Source organism: Halomonas litopenaei (assembly GCF_003045775.1).
Lineage (GTDB): Bacteria > Pseudomonadota > Gammaproteobacteria > Pseudomonadales > Halomonadaceae > Halomonas > Halomonas litopenaei.
In genome coordinates, this window is record NZ_PXNS01000008.1 from 44,849 (window position 1) to 66,901 (window position 22,053).

Sequence of the window (22,053 nt, forward strand, 5' to 3'; positions counted from 1 at the left end):
GCCCGGCGCCTCAGGCCAACGCATGGCCCAGATCGATGATCACCCAGACTGACGATGAATTAGACCGGCGCCGTCCTGTGACGCCGCTGCCACCAGGCGTTGAGCCACAGCGAACCGGCGATGATGGCGCCTCCCATGGCCAGACGAACCAGATCAGCCTCGCGGTTCCAGATCACCAGGTTCACCGCAAGGCCAGCAGGAATCAGCATGTTGTTCATGATCGCCAGGGCGCCGGCATCCACCCGCACGGCGCCCAGGTTCCACAGGAAGTAGCCGAGCCCCGAGGCGACCAGTCCCAGCCACAGCAGCACCCCCCACTGCAGGGGTGTCGTCGGCAGCCCCGAGGTGCTTCCCAACAGCGCGAAGGCCGGCAGCGCGATGCAGGCCGCACCCAGGTAGAACCAGGCGAATACATGGTGGCGAGGCAACGAGGGGGGCAGTGCCGCCGACAGGCGCCGATAGCCGACCTGCCCCATGGCAAAGCAGAGATTGGCCCCCTGCACCACCAGGAATCCCAGCCAGAAGTCGTCGTTGACACCCTTGTAGCGAATGACCGCCGCGCCGATCACCGCAAGCCCTGCAGTGACCAGATGGAAGGGCGTGAAACGACCAAACGCCAGGTCATCCAGAAGGGCGATGTACAGCGGCGTGAAGATGGTGAACAGCAGCACTTCCGGCACCGACAGGAGCACGAAGGACTGGTAGAAGAAGATGTACATGATGCCAAGCTGGACGGCACCAAGTGCCATCAGCGCGAGCTTGTGGCGCAGATCGAGCAGGCCGGGCTTCAACAACGGCAGGAACACCAGCGCCGCCAGCCCCACCCGCATCATCACCGCGAAATAGCTGTCCACCTGACCGGCCAGATAGACGCCAATCAGCGAAAACGAGAACGCCCACAGGGCGGTGACCACCACCAGATAGCCCACCGTAAACTCCCACTAGTCAAAAAGGTTTACGGCAGTATACGCGAACACCCTCTCCGGCCCAACGCTTGCCCCCTCTGAGCCCTGCTCGCCTCAATGATTGACCTGCTTCAACCACCAGGCCCCGTACGCCACCCCAGGCAGCCAGCCCAGCAGGGTCAGCAGGAACGCAATCGCGATCCGGCGCGAACCACCTTCGGCTACCGCCACCGCCAGCGGGGGCATCAGCAGCACCAGCACCATCAAGGCGAGCCGGGCCGCTGGCGACGCCATCAACGCCGACGCCACCTGGGGCGAGGATGTCACGGTCTCGTCACTGGTTCTGGACGCATGCGCATCGGTGCCTTCCTTCTGCTCGGGCGCAGGCGGTGGGGTGAAGTGCTCCACCGCCGGGCTATCTGCCGGGCTATGCGCAGGGCTATTTGCAGTGTTATCCATCGCCCCAGCCTGCGCACGCTGCGGCTGCGCGTCACGCGCTGCCTGCTCCTGGGCCTGGCGATGGGCCTCGGCGTCAATCTTCTGCTCCAGGCTTTCCGCGCCTTCGGCCAGGACATCGTGGTAACGCTCCCAGTCTTCCCAGTCATGGGGTGTCCCGGCCCTGGGACGATGGTCGTGGGACTCCCGCGCTCGGTCCCAGGCCTTTTCCTCGAGGGTGTTGGGCCTTTCCTTGTCTCGCTCACCGTCGAGCCCCTTGCGGGCCAGATACTCTCGCGCGTCCATCAGAGAACTTACCTCCAGGGTCGAATGACGCCACCGGTATCTCCGATGGCCCATTTCAGTGTGCCAATACAGGCTTTGATGTAACAGCAACGCCTGATTGATAGAGAAACCCGCCTCAACTGTCCTACTGTTTTGATAGAGGTCACCCCCACGGGTTCCCCACAGCGCCATGTTCAGCTCCCAGGAGAGACATCATGCAGGAAAGACAGGTCGAGATCGCCATTATCGGAGCAGGAAGCGCCGGCCTTGGTGCCTGGCACGCGGCGCGACAACATACCGACAAGCTGGTGCTGATCGAATCCGGCGCCTACGGCACCACCTGCGCACGGGTCGGCTGCATGCCGTCCAAGCTGCTGATTTCCGCCGCCGACGTGGCCCAGCAGGCACGTGACTCCGAGGGCTTCGGGGTCAAGGTCAGCGGCGTCAGCGTCGACGGCCCCGCAGTCATGGAACGCCTCCAGCGGGAGCGGGATCGTTTCGTCGGCAGCGTACTGAGTTCGATGGCCCGCATCGAGGAAGACGACCGCATCGTCGGTGCCGCTCGCTTCGAAGACGCCAACACCCTGGTGGTGGGCGACCATACGCGTATCAAGGCCAAGCGCATCGTCATCGCCACCGGCTCCCGCCCCTCCTGGCCCGACTTTCTCAATGCCGCCGGGGATCGCCTGATCATCAACGACGACCTGTTCGAATGGGATGACCTGCCCGAGTCGGTGGTGGTATTCGGGCCCGGCGTCATCGGCCTCGAACTCGGTCAGGCGCTGCACCACCTGGGCGTGCGAGTGCGCATGTTCGGCGTCGGCGGCGCCATCGGTCCTCTCGGCGACCCCGATCTCAAGGCCCTCGCCGACAAGGAATTCAACACAGGGTTTCCGCTGGACCCCGACGCCACCGTCAAGAAGGTCGACCGGGACGGCGATCAGGTGGTGGTGACCTTCCACTGTCGCGACAGCAACACCGAGAAGACCGAGCGTTTCGACTACCTGCTGGCGGCCACCGGACGCCGGCCCAACGTGGACAAGCTGGACCTGCCGAAGACCGGGCTGGAACTCAACGACCGCGGTGTGCCGGTATTCGACCGGCTGACCATGCAGTGTCGCTTCGATGACGGTTCGCCCGCACCGATCTTTATCGCCGGTGATGCCAACCAGGATCTTCCCCTGCTGCACGAGGCGTCCGACGAGGGACGCATCGCAGGCGAAAACGCCGGACGCTACCCGGATATTCGCGCCGGTCGCAGGCGTACTCCGTTGGCGGTGGTGTTTACCGATCCGCAGATGGCAAGCGCTGGAGTAGGCTACGCTGAACTCAAGCGTCGGGATGAACAACTGACCAACGTGGCCATCGGCGAGGTCTCGTTCGAGGATCAGGGACGGTCCACGGTGATGCGGCAGAACCGAGGCATGCTGAGGCTTTACGCAGAGCACGGCTCGGGAATTCTTCTCGGCGCGGAAATGTTCGGCCCAAGGGCGGAACACCTGGGCCACCTGTTGGCCTGGTCCATCGACCAACGATTGACCGTGGATCGCCTGCTGGAAATGCCCTTCTACCACCCGGTGGTCGAAGAAGGCCTGAGAACAGCACTGAGGGACCTCAACGTGAATCTGCGCAGGGGTCCGGCGATCACCGAACGCTGCCTGGAGTGCGGTCCAGGCGCTTGACGGTCAAGGGCCCGACGCATGGCGCCGGGCCGCTTCAAAGGAGAGCGGTTATGCCACACAAGGCACCTCCATCGATCGTCCGGGACATCATGTCCAAGGACTGCTACCGCGTCAGCGGCAAGACCTCCATTTCCACCCTGGCGGAAGGTCTCGCTCTGCACCGATTGCCAGGGGCCCCGGTGGTGGACAACGGCGATCACCTGATCGGCTTCATCTCCGAGCAGGACGTGCTGGGCAAGGTGATCGAGAGCCTCTATCTGGATCACGAGGCACCGCTGGTCCATGAAATGATGCGTAACGAGGTGCTGTCGGTGTCTCCCACCAAGAGCATCGTCGACCTGGCCCAGGAAATGCTGGGAGCAAAACCCAAGGTGTATCCCGTCACCGAACAGGGCCGACTGGTGGGTATCGTCACCCGCCGCGACGTGCTTACCGCCGTGCTCACCATGCGACGCCATCAACGAAGCGCCTGACCCCTCCTGTTGCGTAGCACCTTCTGTAGACGCACACCGCCGGCATCACGATGCCGGCGGTGTGCGTGCTGTCGGTAGCGCCAACGCTGACACCACTGCCTGGCTCCATCGCCTGGCACACCGCCGTGCATCGGCCTCCCCGATCCTCCAGATGCCCCTGGCGCTTGTGCAAACCGTAAGGGCGTTCATGGAGCATGTCTGATATGCCTCGGCCCACAGGATAGGGAAGAGAGGGAGAGCGCCTTTGCCAAAGCAAAAAAAACGCCCCATGGAAGCCATGAGGCGCAACGATCGATTTAGCAAACCAGATCAACACTGCTAACGACTGCCATCGCGCATGCTGTCTGTACCACATATGACAGTCGTCACCAGAAAAGTTCTCCTTTCATCGAAAATTTTTTTTCCTCCCCTGGGCCCGGCGGTGCACAGCGGTGAGAGAAGCGCCCTACTGACCACAGCGTTCTGCGTCGGTTCCAAGGTCTGTGGCAAGAGCTCGACGCTGCCACTACGCGACGGCTATCAATGGGCACCGCCGGCCAGGTCGATCAGGGAATGGCATCAAGGATGTCGTCGACAGCGGCCAGGGTGAGGCGCCCGCCGGCACAGGCACCGGTATCCAGATGCAGAACATTGCCAAGCCACAGCGGTGCCTCGACGATGGTGTGCCCCACCACCACCGCATCGACGCCCTCGACGCGGGTCGAGTCCAGGCTGCCGCCGCTGTCACGTCGGAATCTACGCCGCGACCATAGCAGGTGCTCGGCCGGGGTCTGCTCGATCTGGCCCCAGTCGTCGGGTGGATCGGCGTGCACCACGCCCAGGCGACGCTGTCCCGCACAGATTTCCCGAGCCAGCGGAAGATGCGGGCGGGCGGCGTTCATGGTGCTACGGGCCTCCTCGACACCATCGAGAAAGACCCAGTTGCCGCCATTGCGCTGCCACAGATCCCAGGCCATTCCTCCGCCTTCGGCCAGGGCGGTGATCGCCATCTGTTCGTGATTGCCCATCACCGCAAAGCACCAGGGCTCGAGCGCCAGCGCCAGACAGGCGAGCGATGCCTCTCCCCTGTCGACCAGGTCACCGACGCAGAACAGCCGGTCCCGGGCGACATCGAAGTCGACCCTCTCCAGCGCTTCCATCAACTGGGCGTACTGGCCGTGCACGTCACCGACGACGTAATCACGCCCCTTGCGGTTTGGTCCATGACGGGTACAGCGCATGAGTCTTCTCCCGCCTCAGTGCAAACTCAGGCTTGACGCCATCGCAACATTCGTCCTATGTTCCTTTTACAGAACGTTCGATAAATGGAACAACAGCTCAACCGAACAGTAACCTCATGATCGAGCCCTTCTCCCAAGCTAGCTTCTCAAGCGACGACACGCTGCATGCCGAAGCACTCGGCCGGCATCTTCAGCATCTGCGCCAATTGCGTGGCTGGTCGCTATCCCGCCTGGCCAGCGACGCCGGTGTCGCCAAGTCGAATCTGTCTCGGCTGGAGCAGGGCAACGGCAACCCTACCCTGGACACCCTGTGGCGCCTGGCGAGCTGTCTCGAGGTGCCTTTCGGCACCCTGATAAAGCCAGTGACCACGGCGCTGGATGACCAGGGCGTGCAGGTCCAGTTGATCGATCAGGGCGATAGCCAACCGGCCGTCGACGTCTACTGGATGCGCCTGGACCCTGACGTCTATCGGCTCAGCGAAGCCCACCCCGCTGGCGTGCACGAGACCGTCACGGTGATCTCCGGCCGGTTGACCACCGGCCCCGAGCACGAGAGCCACACCCTGGGCCCGGGCCAGAGCGTCACCTTCGCGGCGGATCGTCCACACCTCTACGCGTCCGACAACGAGGCCACTTCCGCCATCCTGACCATCGTCTACCATCCACCGGAAACCTCTCGATGACCACCACGACGACTCCTTTGCGTGCCAGCCCCTGGGTGACCGGCGTCCGCGAGGCGATCCCGCTGCTCGGCGGCTATATCCCCATCGCCATCTCCTTTGGCCTGGTCGCCGTCCAGGCGGGCTTCAGTGCCTGGGAAGCCGTCGCCATCTCTACCCTGATCTATGCTGGCGCCTCCCAGTTCGTGTTCGTCGGCATGGTGGCAGGTGGCGCCCCTCTGTGGCTGGTGGTCGCCATGACCCTGTTGATCAATGTTCGTCACGTGGTCTACGCCCCGAACCTTGCCGCCTCGATGACCACGAGCCGCTGGTGGCCTGCACTGATGCACGGCCTGACCGACCAGGTCTTCGCCCTGGCGCTGACGCGTCTGCCGCAACTGCCGGAGGCGGCTCGGCTTGGCTGGTACACCGGCGCCGCCCTGCTGGCCTGGCTGGCCTGGATCGCCGGTACCGCCGTGGGTGCACTGGGGGGCGAATGGGTGGTGGAACGCTGGCCGCTGCTGGGAGAGGTGATGCCCTTTGCCCTGCCTGCCCTGTTTCTCGTGTTGGTGGTGCCTCGCCTGTCCAGCTTCCGCTGGGGCCTGGCGACCCTGGTGACCATCGCCGCAGGCGCCCTGCTGGCGGTGCTGGGGGTGGCCAATGCCGGCATCCCCCTGGCGGCTCTGTGCGGCGCACTTTGCTTCTTTATGGTCAAACGTTCACCGGTCACAAGGAGTCGATCATGACCACTATGCTGTGGATGGCGGTGGTAGCGACCACCCTGGGCACCCTGCTGATGAGAATGGCGCCCCTGATATGGATGCGCCGTCGTCTCGCCGAGCGCCAGACGGAAGACAGCGTCGAACCGATGCCGCAGTGGCTGTCGGTGCTGGGGCCTTTGATGATCGCCGCCGTGCTGGGCGTCTCGTTGGTACCGGCACAGCCGAGCATCGCCAGCTGGAGCGCCACTGGCGTGGGGGTACTGGCGACGCTGGCGGTATGGTATCGAACGCGATCGCTGGGCTGGCCGGTCGCTGCCGGCGTGGCCGCCTACGGACTGACGCTGGTATTGGCCGGTTCGCTCTGACACTCAAGTCGACGCTGACCCGAAAAGGCCTACCGGGTATTGCTGTCCGCAACCCAAGCGGTCTTGCCTTTTCCTTTCCCTGTGCCTATTTCCGTCAGGCCCGCACCGAATGGTGGCGGGCCGCTGCCTTCCTGCCCCCAACTCGCCGTGTTCCATCGTTTGACCCGCAGGCTTTTCCTGCGCGGCCAGGCGCTCTCCCTCATTTATGCGCGCAAGATACTAAAGCTCGCGCGATATCGGCCGATACTCGTTCGGCTCCAGTGCCGGCTCCAGGATGGAAAAGGCATTTTAAAAAGAAAAAACAAGAACCTGCTTCGACCTTGCTCCCAGCACCTTCCACTCCCGAGGTAACTTGATGGTATCGGCCAGAAGAATAAGCGCCCTGTATCGCGCACTGAATAGCCACACCGCCTGTATTGTCTTTCGTCCCGACGGCACCATCCGCGAAGCCAGTGATGCCTTTCTTGCCACCGTCGGCTATCGGCTCGATCAGATACGCGGCCAGCACCACCGCATGTTCTGCCCGCCAGAGGTGCATCAGGACCCCGCCTACGAGGCATTCTGGCGGGGGCTGGCGGACGGCCAGTCGAAAACCGGCACCTTTCGCCGCATCGACGCCAATGGCAATCCGTTATGGCTGGAGGCGACCTACCTTCCTGTGCGCTCCGCTCGAGGCAAGATTCACTACATTCTCAAGATTGCCAATGACGTCACCGACGATCGCCTTGCGGCGTCCGGTCAGGATGCTGTGCTCAGCGCCCTCGACGCGTCCATGGCGGTGATCGAATTCACACCGGAAGGCGAAATACTGCGTGCCAACGGCAACTTCCTGACCACCATGGGCTATCGTCTCGACGACATCCTTGGACGGCATCACAGGATGTTCTGCGACGACACCTTCTATCGAGATCACCCCGACTTCTGGCAGGAACTGGCCGCCAACACCTTCAAGCAGGGACGCTTCAGACGCATAACCGCCAGTGGGCGCACCGTCTGGCTCGAGGCCACCTACAACCCGGTGATCGACGAAACCGGCCGGGTGACACGCGTCGTCAAGTTTGCCACCGACATCACCCGCTCTGTCGAGGCCGAAGATGCCGCTCGCAGTGCCGTGGAGTCCGCCCGAGTCACCGCGGAGCAGACCGAGACCATCGCCGACAATGGTCTGGTCCAGCTCGAAGAGGCTGTCGAGTCGTCGCGCCAGGCCGCCGACGAGATCAAGGCGACCCAAGCCATCGTGGCCGCCCTGGAGGAGCAGACGCGAGCGATCAACAACATAACCGACTCCATCTCGCGGATCGCCCAGCAGACCAACCTGCTGGCGCTGAATGCGGCGGTCGAAGCGGCGCGTGCCGGCGAGCATGGCCGCGGCTTTGCGGTGGTGGCCCAGGAGGTTCGCGAACTGTCCCAGGGCTCCACCCGCGCCGCCGAGCAGATCACCCAGGTGCTCAACGACAACAACCAACGCATTCGACTGGCCAACCAGAAAATCACCGAGGTGGCCACCCGCAGTGACCTCAGCCAGCAACGGGTCGGCGAGGCGCAACTGGTGATACGCGAGATCCTGGACGGCGCCCACAACGTCTCGGCGGCGATTCGCAAGCTCTGATCGTGGCGTGTGATGGGCACCACTACCGCACCGCAGTCATTGTCGCCACCACAAGCCAGATGACTGCGGCGTGGCTCCGGGCTCGTCCGGTTGACGAAAATCACGCCGCGCGAGCCTTTTGCTTGCAAGGCGTAACCAACGGAGATTACTATCAAAAACGCCTTGCGGGTGTAGCTCAATGGTAGAGCAGAAGCTTCCCAAGCTTAAGACGAGGGTTCGATTCCCTTCACCCGCTCCAGACCTCCCCCCATCCTGCGATCAGGCGTCGTTTTCGAGCACTGTCTCGTGCTTTGGCCTTGCCTGTTCAGCGTCCCGGGTACTGCGGGCCCCGGCATGTCGCCATTCATGCCGCTACCGCTGAATCGGCCTCATACTTAAAGACTACGCCCCCCCTTCGATGGGCCCCTGTTCAAGCTCGGTTTTCGCACGCTAGGCTGGCGCCACAATCATAAAGTCGTGGGGACGCCGTATGCCTTTTTATCGCCACACCCTGCTGCTGACGCCTGTCTGGCTGCTGCTGAGCACACTTGCCATGGCCGATGGTTCGAGGGATAGCTGCGATCAGCGCGCGCAGGCACTCGAGCATGACCTCGCCTTCGCTCGTCATGCCGAGGACACCGCACGGGTGAATGAACTGGAACTCGCCCTGGATGGTGTCCGAAGCGGCTGCACCAGCGAAGACGTGCTCAGCCAGGCCGAGTCACGCGTACGTGAGGGTCAGCAGATGGTGGAACAGCGCCAGCAGGAGTTGAACGAGGCCTTCGACGAAGGTGATATCGGCCAGATAACGCGTAAACGCGAGGCTCTCGAGGTCGCCATCGAGGTGCTCAACGCTCGCATCGCCGCGCTCAAGGTGCTGCTGCCGTCGGCCAGCTGAACCTTGTACGGCTGACATTCGAGGGACAGTGCCAGCCGCAGAGCGTCAAGCGCTGGTAGCACCGCCAGTCTGACAATCGGCTGTCGGGATGCTTGCCGACCGCCATTGGCCGCGCCTAGTCCCGGTCCTGGCGTCGCTCCCAGCGCTCCTCGACGGCGAGCCCTATCCAGATGCCGGCGATCATGCAGGCCAGGGCGACGACCGCTCCCGGCGAGCCGGCCGGCAGCGCGATCAATAACTGCAGATCGTTGCCACCCAGCGCAAGCGAGGCGCCGATGCCCATCACGATTCCGGCCAGCAGATGCTTCACCCAGCGCCCCAGGGACCCCTGATACTCGCCCGGTCGGAAGTGGGCTCGCGCCGCTACCAGCATTCCCGCCAGGATCGCGACGCTGATCAGGACGCGTCCGAGGCTAGGCCAGGCGACGGCCATGTCCATCGCCAGCGGCCGCTCGGTGACGTCTCGAATCAACTGGCTCGGTGACCACAGTGGTTCCAGCACGCCCAACAGACCGCCTACCGCGCCGAACACCATGACACCCGCGTAGATACGGCGGTGAGCCGGCGACAGCCGCCAGATCGCCAGCAGCGAGACTGCGACGATACTCAGTACCAGCCACCAAGCCGGCGTGAAGGTCGTCGTCAGACGGGTGTAGGAGATATCAGGGGCGCCCAGATACAGCATCCACCACCCCAGAACCCAGCCCAGAATGGTGGCGAGCATGTGCCACTGCCCCCGCGCCAGGGCGGAAAGGGTCGAGATCGAACAGCCATGATTGACCGCCGCGGCCAGGCCAAACAGCAGCCCACCGACGGCGAAGGGCCACCCGATCGCGTGACGTCTGAGCACCTCGCCAAGAGGGAAATGGATGAACAGGGGGCTGGCAAGCCAGAACCAGACGCCGCAGCCGACGATGGTCAGCAACAGACCCGGCCGCCACATGCGTATCCCCTGAACCGCACGCACCATGCAAAGACCGGTACGCTGGGCGAGCCACCCCAGCGCGACAGCCAGCAGCAGGGAGACCAACAGAGCCATCACATCTCCTCGTTTACACGGTTCCGGAAATACAAGGGCGGAACACTATCTGACGATCATGGCCGGCGATGGTGCGATACTGGCCGGCACGCCATGCTATTGCCCGGTGTGCCTCTACTTTCGGCATTCCTCTCTGCATTCCTGTCTGTTCAGAACGGGGGTCAGAGCTGGTGTCGCGGCGGATGGCCGGACAGGCCGTCACCCCGACGACGATCTCGAGGTCGTGCGGCCTCACATCCATCCATAATGTAACAATATGCAATGAACGCCCCTGCCACCACACCAGCGTCAACGCAGATCGGGACCCGCGACATGTGCGGCTGGATGTGAGAGCCTTGCGATCAGCCGTCCTTTCCCGTTTCAAGCGATCTACCGTGCCATGACCTTGTCCTTGTTTCTGCTCGTGTTCGTCGTCTGTCTGGTCGTCTTCGTCGCGGTGCTCGCGGTGTTGATGCTGTCCGGCACGCCACGATACCGCACCGAGCCACAGCACCTGCTTGACCTGTTCGACCGTGCTCTCGACAGCACAGTTGGCGAAGATGAATGGAATGCCGTCATCCTTTATCCGATCCGCCACGACGAGTACCTGGACGGCGTCCGACGCCGCGCTCGCAGCCTGGTCGATGAACACGGGCGCTTTGGCCGGGTGACCCGGGGCAAGGCCCTGCTGGACAGCGCCGGACAGGAGGACCTGCGTGCACTGCGCGACCACCTGGCCGCTCGTATCCGCCTCAGGGAGCAGCCCAGGGGGGACTGACAGTCAGTGAGAATCCTGTACCCATCGGGTATGATGACGTCCTCGTTACCGCCTGCGGGAGCCCCCCGATGAGCAGCGCCATCAGGCAGATCCCTCTGGACACCGCGACCCGGCATCACTCCCACGACTACCATCAGATCGTGATCGCCCTGGCCGGGCGCGCCGACTTCGACATCGAAGGCCTTGGCGGCACCATCGAGGCATTCTGCGGCTGCATCGTGCCCGCCAACCACCTCCACTACTACGCCGGCACCGGCAACAACCGCCAACTGATCCTCGACCTTCCCGATGACGCCCTGGCGCTCACCGGCCATCATCATGAACTGGCCAGGCTGTTCGACGCGCCACGTTTCTTCACCCTGGACGCACCTCTGAAACAGTTCCTGGGTTTCGTGGTGGCCGAAATGAACCAGTTGGCGCTCGAGGGCCCCGTCCCTGCCCTGCATCAGGAGCGCCTGGCGACCACCCTGCTGGGCTCGTTGCATGCGCGTCTGGCCGGCGATGAAACCGGCGAGATGCACCACCGGCGCATCGACCTGCGCGCGCTCGATCGCTACATCGACGATCACCTGGCGCGCCGCTTCAAGGTCGCCGACCTGGCAGCCTTTGCCTGCCTCAGCGAAACCCACTTTACCGAACGCTTCCGCGCCCAGACGGGCATGTCACCCTGGCAATACGTGATGCGTCGACGCCTGGAGGCATCACGTCAGCTGTTGATGCGCAGTCGCCTGCCGTTGTCGGAAATCGCCGCCCTCACCGGCTTCGCCCATCAGAGCGCCCTGTCCCGCGCCTACCGCAAGCACTATGGCCATCCCCCCAGCCAGACCCGACGTCATGTCAGCGAGATTTCGTCACCGAATCTCCACCATCTGACTGCCAAATCGGCACATTAAAGCTAGGGTTAGTCGATAACGCCCGTGGATTTGCCAAATCCTTCGGTGCATTTGGCAAGCATGGAAGAGGCATGCAACCTAGTCTTGCCAACATGCCCGGATTGCGCGACTGCACGTCCGCGATCGACTTTGCGGCAAGCCCTTTCTCCGCCCGCGGCGGTTCACCATTTGGGGACTGACATGCTCAACGCCAACAATATGCTCGACAACTCCACCTGGCAGCAGGATCTGGATACACTCTTTGCGCGCATCAGCGATCACTACGTGGTCGAAGAAAACGCCTTCGTAAGTGAATTGATCAAGCTGATCGATGGCAAGGACGAGCACATCGAGCGCGTCGCCGACAAGACGGCTTCTCTCGTGCGCGAAGTGCGCGAGATGGACACCGCCGTCGATACCATCGACGAGCTGCTGCAGCAGTACAGCCTGGATACCCACGAAGGCTTGATGCTGATGTGTCTGGCCGAGGCGATGCTGCGCATCCCCGACAAGGCCACCGCCGATGCACTGATCGAAGATCGACTGGGCCCGGCCGACTGGAAGGCCCACCTCGGCAAGAGCGAGTCCTGGATGGTCAACGCCTCCACCTGGGGCCTTCTGATGACCGGCCGGGTGGTGAGCCTGGACAAGCCCAAGGATGGCAAGCCCAGCGGTTTCATCAACAAGATGGTCAACCGCATGGGCGAGCCGGTCATTCGCCGGGCCATGGTCGAAGCCATGAAGGTGATGGGCAAGCAGTTCGTGCTGGGGCGTGATATAGACGAAGCGCTCAAGCGCTCCAAGCCGCTGTTCGACAAGGGCTATACCTACTCCTACGACATGCTGGGCGAGGCCGCCCGTACCCGGCGTGATGCCGGCCGCTACTTCGACGACTACGCCACCGCCATCCGCCAGGTCGGCAAGACCAGCCGCAACCTGGGCGACAGGACGCCGGCACCGTCGATCTCGATCAAGCTGTCCGCGCTGCACCCGCGCTACGAGTTTGGCCGCCGCGAACAGGTCCTCGAGGAGCTGGTGGGCAGCGTCAAGGAGCTGGCCAAGCTGGCCCGGGACAATGACGTGGCGGTGACCATCGACGCCGAGGAGGTCGACCGCCTGGAGTTGTCGCTGGAGGTCTTCCGCGCCGTCTACGAGAGCGACATCTGCCGCGGCTGGGGCCACTTCGGTCTGGTGGTGCAGGCCTACTCCAAGCGCGCCCTGCCGGTGCTGCACTACCTCAACCGTCTGGCCGACTTCCAGGGTGACGAGATCCCGTTGCGTCTGGTCAAGGGCGCCTACTGGGACACCGAGATCAAGGAGTCCCAGCAGCTCGGCGTCGACGGCTATCCGGTGTTCACCCGCAAGGCCTCCACCGATGTGGCCTACCTGGCCTGCGCGCGCTTCCTGCTGTCCGATGCCACCAAGGGTCGCATCTTCCCGCAGTTCGCCACCCATAACGCCCATACCATCACCACCATCCTCGAGCAGGCCAACCACACCAGCCGAGCCTTCGAGTTCCAGCGCCTGCACGGCATGGGCGAGGCACTCTACGATGCCGCGCTAAAGCGTGCACCTGAAGGCACCTACTGCCGTATCTACGCCCCAGTGGGCGCCCACAAGGACCTGCTGCCCTACCTGGTTCGCCGACTGCTCGAGAACGGTGCCAACTCCTCCTTCGTGCATCAGCTGGTGGACCCCAAGGTGCCGGTGGAGTCGCTGTGCGTCCATCCCATCGAGACACTGCGACAGTTCGACAGCCTGTCCAATCCCCAGATTCCGCTGCCTCGCGACATCTATGGCGAGCACCGCCCCAACTCCCGCGGCGTCAACCTGACCATCAACAGCCAGTACCAGCCGCTGATGGAGGCCATGGGCAAGCACATGGATACCCGCTACCAGGCGCGTCCGCTGCTGGCCTTCGAGGTCGCCGAGGACCCCGCCCAGACCCACGAAGTCACCAGTCCCTACGACCGTCGCCAGGTGGTCGGTAGCGTGCAGTGGACCACCCGCGAACAGACCGAGCGGGCGGTGGACGCGGCCTGGGCTGCCTTCCCGGCATGGGAGGTCACCCCGGTCAAGGAGCGCGCCGACATCCTGAGGCGCTTCGCCGACCTGATGGAAGAGCACCTGGCGGAGCTGATGGCGCTGTGCTCGCGTGAAGGTGGCAAGCTGTTGACCGACGGCGTCGACGAGATCCGCGAAGCGGTGGACTTCTGTCGCTACTATGCGGTGCGCGCCGAGGAGATCTTCGGTGAGCCCACCGAGCTGCCCGGCCCCACCGGCGAGTCCAATCGTCTGCACATGGGCGGCAAGGGGGTGTTCGCCGCGATCAGCCCGTGGAACTTCCCGGTGGCAATCTTCTGCGGCCAGATGGTCGCCACCGCGGTGGCCGGCAATACCGTGCTGGCCAAGCCCGCCGAGCAGACGTCGATCGTTGCCCACCGGGTGGTCGAGCTGCTGTACCAGGCCGGCATGCCGCGTGAAGTGGTGCAGTTGCTGCCCGGCGACGGCCCCACCGTGGGCAGCGTGCTGACCGGCGATTCGCGGATCACCGGGGTGGTCTTCACCGGCGGTACCGATACCGCCCAGATCATCAACCGCGCCCTGGCCGAGCGTGAGAATGCGCCGCTGCCGACACTGGTGGCCGAGACCGGCGGCATGAACGCGATGATCGTCGACTCCACCGCCCTGCCCGAGCAGGTCGTCGCCGACGTCATCCACTCGGCCTTCCAGAGCGCCGGACAGCGCTGCTCGGCCTTGCGGGTGCTCTACCTGCAGGACGACGTCGCCGACCGTGTGCTACAGATCCTCGACGGCGCCATGGCCGAACTCCACGTGGGTGACCCACGCGACCTCGGCACCGACGTAGGCCCGGTGATCGACGAGGACGCGCGCAAGAACCTGCAGGCGCATATCGATCGGCTGAAGGGTGAAGGACGTCTGATCAGCGAAACGCCGCTGAAGCCCGAGCACACCAGTGAAGGCACCTTTGTCGCCCCGGCGGCCTTCACCATCGATGGTATCGATGCGCTCGAGCGTGAACAGTTCGGCCCGGTGCTGCACGTGGTGCGCTGGAAGTCCAACGAGCTCGACAAGGTGATCGCCTCGATCAACGCGCGTGGTTATGGCCTGACCTTCGGCGTGCACAGCCGCAACGAATCCTTTGCCGATGAAATAGCGCGGAAAGTGCGCGTTGGCAACGTCTACATCAACCGCAATATCATTGGTGCTGTCGTAGGCGTTCAACCCTTCGGCGGTCAGGGGCTCTCCGGCACCGGTCCCAAGGCCGGCGGCCCCAACTACCTGTTGCGTTTCGCCACCGAGAAGACGGTGACCAACAACACGGCGGCACTCGGCGGCAACGCCTCGCTGCTGGCGCTAGGGGACGAGTAAGTCAGGCCCTGGCCTGCTGGTCCAACGCACTCACCCGACGGTCGGCGCACCGTCGGCAACCGGCGCTCACCCACTACCCCGAGGGGAGCGCCGGATCGCAGGGACGCGCGTGACGACCGCGCCCACACGGGGAGATCATCGCGCTCGACACAGGGCCGGTGACTTGAGAACGCCAACCACCCACGACAAAAACCACAAGGAACGCTCCCATGGTCGAAAACAACGCCACCATTGGCATCACGTTCGCGCTGTATCTGATATTGATGCTGGTCATCGGTATCATTGCTTACAAGCGCACCACCAATCTGTCCGACTATATCCTTGGTGGCCGCTCGCTTGGCCCCTGGACGTCGGCGATATCTGCCGGCGCCTCGGACATGTCGGGCTGGCTGCTGCTGGGTCTGCCCGGTGCGGCCTACGTCAGCGGTCTGTCGGCCTCCTGGATCGCCGTGGGCCTGTTGATCGGCACCTGGCTCAACTGGCTGATCGTCGCCCGGCGCATGCGCGTCTACACCTTCAAGGCCAATGACGCCCTGACCCTGCCGGACTTCTTCGCCAAGCGCTTTCGCGAGAAGGCACCGCTGTTGCGGGTGATCTCGGCGGTCTTCATCCTCTTGTTCTTCCTGTTCTACACCAGCTCCGGCCTGGTTGCCGGCGGCAAGCTGTTCGAGACGGTATTCGGCTTCGACTACACCATCGCGGTGACCGTCGGTACGCTGGCCATCATCTCCTATACCTTCTTTGGCGGCTTCCTGGCGGTCTCCTGGACCGACCTGATCCAGGGTCTGATGATGGCGGCGGCGCTGCTGGTCGTGCCGGTCATCGCCCTGACCGAACTGGGTGGCTTCAGCGGCAGTGGCCAGCAGATCCTGGCCGAGAACCCCGACATGCTGAGCTGGTTCGTCGATGCGTCCACCGGTGAAACCCTGACCGCCATCGGCATCATCAGTTCGCTGGCCTGGGGCCTTGGCTACTTCGGCCAGCCGCACATCCTGGCGCGTTTCGCGGCCATCCGCTCCGAAGCCGACATCCCCGCCGCCCGCCGCATCGCCGTGACCTGGTCGGGCCTGTGCCTGGTCTGCGCCATGGCGGTCGGTCTGCTGGGCCTGGTCTACATGACCCGCGACCTGGGTGACGGCGAGACCATCTTCATGGTCATGGTCAACGCCATCTTCCATCCGCTGGTCGCCGGTGTGCTGCTCGCCGCCATCCTGGCTGCGGTCATGTCCACCGCCGACTCCCAGCTGCTGGTGTCGTCCTCTGCCCTGACCGATGACTTCTACAAGGCGCTGTTCCGCCCCGACGCCAGCCAGTCCGAGCTGGTCTGGGTCGGCCGCTTTGCGGTCATCGGCATCGCCGTCATCGCCTACCTGCTGGCGATGAACCCGGACTCCACGGTACTGGGACTGGTGTCCTACGCCTGGGCCGGTTTCGGCGCCGCCTTCGGTCCTGCACTGATCATGTCGCTGTACTGGCGTCGCATGAACCAGTGGGGTGCGCTGGCCGGTATCGTGGTCGGTGGCATCACCGTGGTGGCCTGGGCCGAGATGTCCGGCGGGCTGTTCGATCTTTACGAGATCGTGCCCGGCGTGATCTTCGCCTACATCGCCATCGTGGTGGTGAGCTTGATGACCGCCGAGCCGAGCAAGGAGATCACCGAGCAGTTCGACACCCTGGAAGACGCCTGATCGTCAGTGATCGTCTGCCACGCAAGAAGGCCGCCCTCGGGCGGCCTTCTTCGTTACGGGACACATCCAGCACGCACCTGGCGCTCAACGCTCACTGACGGTCGAACCGCCCTGCCCACCTTAGCCGTGCACATCAGCCCCGTTCAAAACAGGCCGGCGTAGCGACACAGCAGCAGCACGATAAAGCTGACCAGTGCCAGCGGATACCAGGGCATGGCCCCCGCCAGACGCCACCAGCCGGGTACCGGTGAGAAGTGCAGCGGCATGGACAACCCCCCGCCCAGCGCCCACACGCCCAGAACGACCATGGCCAGCCTCGCCGGCGTCGGGAGATCACGAATCAGCCAGGGTTCCAGCAGCAGCCACACCGCCAACAGAGCGGTCAGTGCGAGCACCAGTGCCGCCCCGCCCCAGGGCAGCGGCGACATGCCGAGCAACCTCTCACGCCTTCGTCTGGCCACCATCCCGCACTCTCCTCCGGAGTCTTCTCCCACAGTGAAGACGATTTATCGCCGGACGGCGAGCGTTTATGCAGTGCACAAGCGCGCATCGATGTCTACGCCACAATGTGCAAAAAAATTGTACAGCATTTACATTACCTACCCGCCCAAGTCGATTTAGTTCCATAAATTCTGGCTAGTTACTGCTATCTGGCCAATTAAATATTTCTACAAGACATTTAGAAACACTGTTCGTAAACTGCGAAGCGTACAAGGTTACTTCCCTCGGGAAGGATGCCATCGGATCATCAAGGAGGTCCCGCATGAACATGACTCGACTGATGGGCACCGCAGCCCTGCTCGCTACCACCACCTTCGCCGCCCAGTCTGCCCTGGCCTATCAGGCAGGTGACATCTACGTGCGCGGTGGCTTCGAGAAAGCCGATCCCACCTCGGACAACGGCGATATCGCCAACCAGGATCTCGATGTCTCCGAGGAGAACGGCTTCGCCTACGGCGCCGGCTACCTGTTCCACGACAAGTTTGGTGTCGAGCTCAACGGCTCCGAGGCTATGGAGCACGATATCGCGGTCAACGGCGGTAATGTGGGCAGCGTCGACCGTACCCCGGTCAACCTGATGCTCAACTACTACCCGCTGGGCGGCGTGGAAAACGCTCGCGTCCACCCCTACGTTGGCGTGGGCATGAACTACACCCACTTCTCCGACGAGAGCTTCAACGCCGACCTCGATAGCTCCTACGGCGCCGCAGCCCAGGTGGGTCTCGACCTCAGCGTCACCGACAACCTGCTGGTCGGCACCTACGCCCGCTACGCCGATGTCGATTCCGATATCGAGGTCAACGGCCACGATGTCGGCGAGGCCGAGATCGATCCGATGACCATCGGTGCCGGCGTCACCTATCGTTTCTAAGCGCTTGCGCTGTATTGAGAAAACGCCTGCGCGATCTTGAAATAAGCGGTTGAACGGTCAGCTCGATCGCGCCGCATTCCAACCGCAGCATCGAAGGCGTCTGGCTTTGCCAGGCGCCTTTTCTGGTGCGTTGCCGGTTCATTTTTGTCGACCAAAGGAGGTATTGAGGTAGATCAATAACCACGTTCTCGATGCGGCATACACTGCTTGGCAATCGGGCTCGCCGAATGGCTCGCCGACTTTTGCCAGTACGCAAGGAGAACACCATGCGCCATCCCCTGATCACCACCGCCCTGGTCGCCGCCATCGCCGGCAGCGCCCTCATCAGCAGCCAGGCCTTTGCCGCCTACGGCAAGGGCGACATCTACACCCGCATCGGGGTGGCGAAGGTCAAGCCCGACTCCGACAACGGCCCGCTGTTGGGTGGCGACATGGACACCGACGTCCATGACGACAATGGTTTCGCCTTCACCCTGGGCTATCGCTTCCACGACAAGTTCGGCGTCGAACTGCTGGCCGCTGAGCCCTTCGAGCACGACGTCGACCTCAGTACGGCAGAAGGCGATATCGGCGCCAGCGTCGAGCACCTGCCGCCGACTCTGACCGTGCAGTACTACCCCTTCGGTGGCACCGAGGCGCGGGTACAGCCCTACGTCGGCCTGGGGGTCAACTACACCCACTTCTCCGACGAGGATATCGCGTTGGACGGTGCCGATCTCGATCTGGAAGAGTCCTGGGGCTGGGCCGGCCAGGCGGGCCTCGACCTGGTCATCGACGACCACTGGGCGGCCAACATGGCGGTGTGGTATCTGGATATCGACAGCGACGTCGACCTCAACGGCGAGGACATCGGCGAGATCGAGGTGGACCCCTACGTGATCATGGCCGGTATCAGCTACCGCTTCTGATCCAGGGCTCGACCGCTAACACGCAGCGCCCGCTCCTGCCTGGCAGGAGCGGGCGCTGTGCTGTCACCGTCACAAGATGGCTTCTGTGGTCGCTCGCGTGGCAGTTGCCACTGCAATTCTCGAGGGAGGGGCTGCGGTAACAGGGCAAGCAGAGGCCTAGGCTTAGTACGAAAAGCCGGCGAGCGATGGTTAGACAAGGCAAAAATCGGTAAGAAAGCGCAGTTTACGAGGTGTAAATGAGCATTTTGACGCGATTTTTAACGCCGCATTACCGAGCGCAGGCACTTTTCGTACAAGCCTTAGCGGGGATGATAACGTGACAGCCCCAGTCGCCCCAGAGTGGCATCGTCGAGGTGCTCGACGGCCTCTACCGCCGCCAGCGCCTGGTGATAGCCCTCGCTGAGGAAGTCACGACCGGCCAGCAGGTGCTCGAGGTACTCGCGGGCGGGCCGCAGCCCCTCCCCCTGGCGTTCGGCGCCGGCGATATAGACCCAGGCCTCGATCGGCCCTTGTTCGGTAATCACCGGCAGACGATGACGGTCGTACTCGTGCGGGTAACCTTCGAAGGGATCCATCTGCCGGATCTGCTCGGGTTCGAGGAGTTCGAACAGCGCGCCCTCGACCCGATCGCCTGGCGCCGGCACCACATTGGCGTGGGCAATGCCCGGCACCCGGGAGGCCTTGTTGAAGCGCAGCGCGTAGCCTTCCAGGCTGCCGGCCAGCACACGCCGGGTCTCGCCGATGCGCGCAGCGACACGCTCAATGTTCATGTTGCTGCCATAGGCAAAGTACCAGGGCATCGCCTTCTCCTCGCTGGGGACTTCTTCCGTTACCGGCGATTCAGTTTTCGGTGATCAGCCGATCGATATCCTCGACAACCTTCTGCAACAGCATCCGGTCCTGGGCGCGCGCGCCTTCCTGGATCAGGTAGGCGTCCACCGCCGGGGCCACATCGCAACTGGCGGGCAGGGGCGCACGCTGCTCGACCAGGGTATCGAGCCTGGCGATAAACACGAAGCGCAGCCACTGGGGCAGCGACATGGTATCGATGCAGAACGGCTGCCGACTGTTGAAGGCGGCGGCCTCCGGCTTGTCCATACGCCACATGTTGGCGGCCTTCATGGTCGCCTCGAGCTCGCGCAGGGCCGCGCCCAGGGCGTCGTGGACGGAAGGTTCGGTGGGCATGATGCCTCCGCTTTGAAAATGGGCTTGGTGCACGTCATTGTCGCGTGCCGGACCAGCAAGGGCCAGCCCGGCAGCAACACGCGCCGCCTGAGGATCCGCTGCAAACGCGGCACCTCGAAGGGCACGACTCGACGTGCAGACTTTCTCGAACGAGGATCTCGCCGGCTGGATGAGCGATTCGGCCTACAGGGGCTCGGCGGCGGGCAGTACCTTGCGCAGGAAGTCCCGGGTACGCGGGTCCTGCGGTGCATGGAACAGCTCCGAGGGAGGCCCCTGCTCGACGATGCGCCCGCCCTCCATGAACACCACCCGGTCGGCCACGTCACGGGCAAAGGCCATTTCGTGGGTGACCACCAGCATGGTCTGGCGTTCACGCGCCAACTGCTTCATCAGTGCCAGCACCTCGTCGACCCACTCGGGATCCAGCGATGAGGTGGGTTCGTCGAACAGGATCACCTCGGCCTGGGCGGCCATGGCGCGGCCGATCCCCACCCGCTGCTGCTGGCCCCCGGACAGCGACGCCGGATAGGCGTTCGCCTTGTCCGACATGCCGATGCGCTCGAGGATCTCACGCGCTCGCTGGTGGGCCTTGGCCCTGGGCCAGCGGTTGACCACGATCAGGCCCTCGGCGATGTTCTCAAGCGCCGTCTTGTTGGCAAACAGCGCGTAGTTCTGGAACACGAAGGCCGTGTGTCGACGGGCAGCCAGGATCTCGGACTTGCTGGCCTGGGTCAGGTCCAGATTCAGCGGACCCAAGGTCAATCGGCCACCATCGGGCTGCTCGAGAAAGTTGAGACAGCGCAGCAACGTCGACTTGCCGGTCCCGGAGGGGCCGATTACCACGATGATCTCGCCCTGCTGGATCTCCAGATCGATACCGTCAAGCACGGTGGTATCACCGAAGCGCTTGGTCAGTCGCTCTAGCTTGATCATCGACGATAGGCCTCGTTGAGTCGGGATTCCAGGCGCCGCTGCAGCCAGGCCAGTGCCTCGACGATGGCCCAGTAGATCAGCGCCACGGTGATGAAGGCCTCGAAGTACAGGAAGCTACCGGCGGCCTCTTTCTGGGTCGCCCCCATCAACTCGGTGACGCCCAGGGTGAACGCCAGCGAGGTGGCCTTAATCATGTCGATGAAGTAGTTCATCAACGTCGGCACCGCGATGCGAGTGGCCTGGGGCAGCACGATCCGGCGCATCAACTGGCCGTTGGTCATGCCAATGGACAGCGCCGCCTCGGTCTGACTGCGATCCACGCCGACGATGGCGGCGCGGATCGACTCCGCCATATAGGCCGAGAAGTGCAGCGTCAGCCCCATGATGGTGGCGGTGATGCCATCGATAGTGGTCAGAAACGACAGCACCTGGGGCAACCCGTAGTAGAACAGGAACAGCTGCACCAGCAGCGGCGTACCGCGAAAGAACGAGATGAACCACAGCGTCAGGCCGTTGAGAACCGGGATCTTGAGTACCCGGATCACCGCCAGGCCACAGGCCAGCACCAGAGCCAGCGCCATCCCGGCCAGCGCCATCCCCAGGGTCAGGGGAAGGTAGCTGAGCAGGATGGGCACCAGCCCAACCATGTAGTCGAGGTCGAGAATGCTCATGGA

22 protein-coding genes and 1 tRNA gene are annotated in these 22,053 nt (G+C 63.6%); 14 read left to right on the top strand and 9 right to left on the bottom strand.

The genetic code is table 11. The features are described 5' to 3' along the window. Window positions 1–59: 59 nt before the first annotated feature. Entirely contained in the window at window positions 60–929 is an 870-nt protein-coding gene (locus tag C6W88_RS14615) for a DMT family transporter (protein ID WP_108132992.1), read from the bottom strand. 90 nt (window positions 930–1,019) lie between these two features. Next, window positions 1,020–1,646, bottom strand: coding sequence for a YqaE/Pmp3 family membrane protein (locus C6W88_RS14620; RefSeq protein ID WP_108132993.1), 627 nt, complete (start codon window positions 1,644–1,646; stop codon window positions 1,020–1,022). Window positions 1,647–1,840: 194 nt separating this feature from the next. On the opposite strand from C6W88_RS14620, the gene C6W88_RS14625 reads away from it, so the two are divergent. Next, a complete protein-coding gene (locus tag C6W88_RS14625; RefSeq protein ID WP_108132994.1) occupies window positions 1,841–3,307 on the top strand; it encodes a dihydrolipoyl dehydrogenase in 1,467 nt (488 codons plus the stop codon). Window positions 3,308–3,357: 50 nt separating this feature from the next. Continuing rightward, window positions 3,358–3,780 (top strand): CBS domain-containing protein, encoded by a 423-nt coding sequence (locus C6W88_RS14630; RefSeq protein ID WP_045994411.1) that lies wholly within the window; start codon window positions 3,358–3,360, stop codon window positions 3,778–3,780. A gap of 545 nt (window positions 3,781–4,325) precedes the next feature. On the opposite strand, the gene C6W88_RS14635 is transcribed toward C6W88_RS14630, so the two are convergent. Continuing rightward, on the bottom strand, window positions 4,326–5,000 hold the full coding sequence (locus tag C6W88_RS14635; RefSeq protein WP_108132995.1) for a metallophosphoesterase: 675 nt from the start codon (window positions 4,998–5,000) through the stop codon (window positions 4,326–4,328). 116 nt (window positions 5,001–5,116) lie between these two features. Between C6W88_RS14635 and C6W88_RS14640 the strand changes: the two genes are divergently transcribed. The 6 genes from C6W88_RS14640 (at window position 5,117) to C6W88_RS14665 (ending at window position 9,232) form a co-directional block, all read left to right on the top strand. Next, window positions 5,117–5,683, top strand: coding sequence for a helix-turn-helix domain-containing protein (locus C6W88_RS14640; protein WP_108132996.1), 567 nt, complete (start codon window positions 5,117–5,119; stop codon window positions 5,681–5,683). After that, on the top strand, window positions 5,680–6,405 hold the full coding sequence (locus C6W88_RS14645) for an AzlC family ABC transporter permease (RefSeq protein ID WP_108132997.1): 726 nt from the start codon (window positions 5,680–5,682) through the stop codon (window positions 6,403–6,405). Before C6W88_RS14640 ends, C6W88_RS14645 begins: the two co-directional genes overlap by 4 nt. Further along, on the top strand, window positions 6,402–6,746 hold the full coding sequence (locus C6W88_RS14650; protein ID WP_108132998.1) for a branched-chain amino acid transport AzlD family protein: 345 nt from the start codon (window positions 6,402–6,404) through the stop codon (window positions 6,744–6,746). Before C6W88_RS14645 ends, C6W88_RS14650 begins: the two co-directional genes overlap by 4 nt. A 355-nt stretch (window positions 6,747–7,101) precedes the next feature. Further along, complete coding sequence (locus C6W88_RS14655; protein WP_108132999.1) at window positions 7,102–8,355, top strand: methyl-accepting chemotaxis protein; 1,254 nt, start codon at window positions 7,102–7,104, stop codon at window positions 8,353–8,355. Between the two features lie 164 nt (window positions 8,356–8,519). Further along, window positions 8,520–8,593: transfer RNA gene (locus C6W88_RS14660), tRNA-Gly, on the top strand. A gap of 231 nt (window positions 8,594–8,824) precedes the next feature. Continuing rightward, entirely contained in the window at window positions 8,825–9,232 is a 408-nt protein-coding gene (locus C6W88_RS14665; RefSeq protein ID WP_045994404.1) for a DUF1090 domain-containing protein, read from the top strand. A 115-nt stretch (window positions 9,233–9,347) separates the two neighbouring features. On the opposite strand, the gene C6W88_RS14670 is transcribed toward C6W88_RS14665, so the two are convergent. After that, the gene (locus C6W88_RS14670) at window positions 9,348–10,271 is read right to left on the bottom strand and encodes a YeeE/YedE thiosulfate transporter family protein (protein ID WP_108133000.1); all 924 of its coding nucleotides are present in this window, start codon (window positions 10,269–10,271) and stop codon (window positions 9,348–9,350) included. 385 nt (window positions 10,272–10,656) lie between these two features. Here C6W88_RS14670 and C6W88_RS14675 point away from each other — a divergent pair, with 385 nt between their 5' ends. The 4 genes from C6W88_RS14675 (at window position 10,657) to putP (ending at window position 16,981) form a co-directional block, all read left to right on the top strand. Continuing rightward, a complete protein-coding gene (locus tag C6W88_RS14675; protein WP_045994420.1) occupies window positions 10,657–11,028 on the top strand; it encodes a hypothetical protein in 372 nt (123 codons plus the stop codon). Window positions 11,029–11,096: 68 nt separating this feature from the next. Continuing rightward, window positions 11,097–11,921 carry an AraC family transcriptional regulator gene (locus C6W88_RS14680; protein ID WP_108133001.1) on the top strand — a complete coding sequence of 275 codons (825 nt, stop codon included), beginning with the start codon at window positions 11,097–11,099 and terminating at the stop codon, window positions 11,919–11,921. Window positions 11,922–12,101: 180 nt separating this feature from the next. After that, the gene (gene putA / locus C6W88_RS14685) at window positions 12,102–15,293 is read left to right on the top strand and encodes a bifunctional proline dehydrogenase/L-glutamate gamma-semialdehyde dehydrogenase PutA (protein ID WP_108133002.1); all 3,192 of its coding nucleotides are present in this window, start codon (window positions 12,102–12,104) and stop codon (window positions 15,291–15,293) included. Window positions 15,294–15,502: 209 nt separating this feature from the next. After that, window positions 15,503–16,981 (top strand): sodium/proline symporter PutP, encoded by a 1,479-nt coding sequence (gene putP / locus C6W88_RS14690; RefSeq protein ID WP_045994400.1) that lies wholly within the window; start codon window positions 15,503–15,505, stop codon window positions 16,979–16,981. Window positions 16,982–17,124: 143 nt separating this feature from the next. On the opposite strand, the gene C6W88_RS14695 is transcribed toward putP, so the two are convergent. Beyond that, window positions 17,125–17,445 carry a hypothetical protein gene (locus C6W88_RS14695; protein WP_108133003.1) on the bottom strand — a complete coding sequence of 107 codons (321 nt, stop codon included), beginning with the start codon at window positions 17,443–17,445 and terminating at the stop codon, window positions 17,125–17,127. Window positions 17,446–17,744: 299 nt separating this feature from the next. Here C6W88_RS14695 and C6W88_RS14700 point away from each other — a divergent pair, with 299 nt between their 5' ends. Further along, window positions 17,745–18,353, top strand: coding sequence for an OmpW/AlkL family protein (locus tag C6W88_RS14700; RefSeq protein WP_108133004.1), 609 nt, complete (start codon window positions 17,745–17,747; stop codon window positions 18,351–18,353). A gap of 266 nt (window positions 18,354–18,619) precedes the next feature. After that, the gene (locus C6W88_RS14705) at window positions 18,620–19,261 is read left to right on the top strand and encodes an OmpW/AlkL family protein (RefSeq protein WP_108133005.1); all 642 of its coding nucleotides are present in this window, start codon (window positions 18,620–18,622) and stop codon (window positions 19,259–19,261) included. A gap of 299 nt (window positions 19,262–19,560) precedes the next feature. Here C6W88_RS14705 and C6W88_RS14710 read toward each other — a convergent pair whose 3' ends face one another. The 4 genes from C6W88_RS14710 to C6W88_RS14725 form a co-directional block, all read right to left on the bottom strand. After that, on the bottom strand, window positions 19,561–20,061 hold the full coding sequence (locus C6W88_RS14710; RefSeq protein WP_108133006.1) for a gamma-glutamylcyclotransferase family protein: 501 nt from the start codon (window positions 20,059–20,061) through the stop codon (window positions 19,561–19,563). Window positions 20,062–20,101: 40 nt separating this feature from the next. Then, window positions 20,102–20,446, bottom strand: coding sequence for a YqcC family protein (locus tag C6W88_RS14715; protein WP_108133007.1), 345 nt, complete (start codon window positions 20,444–20,446; stop codon window positions 20,102–20,104). A gap of 183 nt (window positions 20,447–20,629) precedes the next feature. Further along, the gene (locus tag C6W88_RS14720) at window positions 20,630–21,379 is read right to left on the bottom strand and encodes an amino acid ABC transporter ATP-binding protein (RefSeq protein WP_045995128.1); all 750 of its coding nucleotides are present in this window, start codon (window positions 21,377–21,379) and stop codon (window positions 20,630–20,632) included. Then, window positions 21,376–22,050 (bottom strand): amino acid ABC transporter permease, encoded by a 675-nt coding sequence (locus C6W88_RS14725; RefSeq protein WP_045995127.1) that lies wholly within the window; start codon window positions 22,048–22,050, stop codon window positions 21,376–21,378. Before C6W88_RS14725 ends, C6W88_RS14720 begins: the two co-directional genes overlap by 4 nt. Window positions 22,051–22,053: the final 3 nt, after the last annotated feature.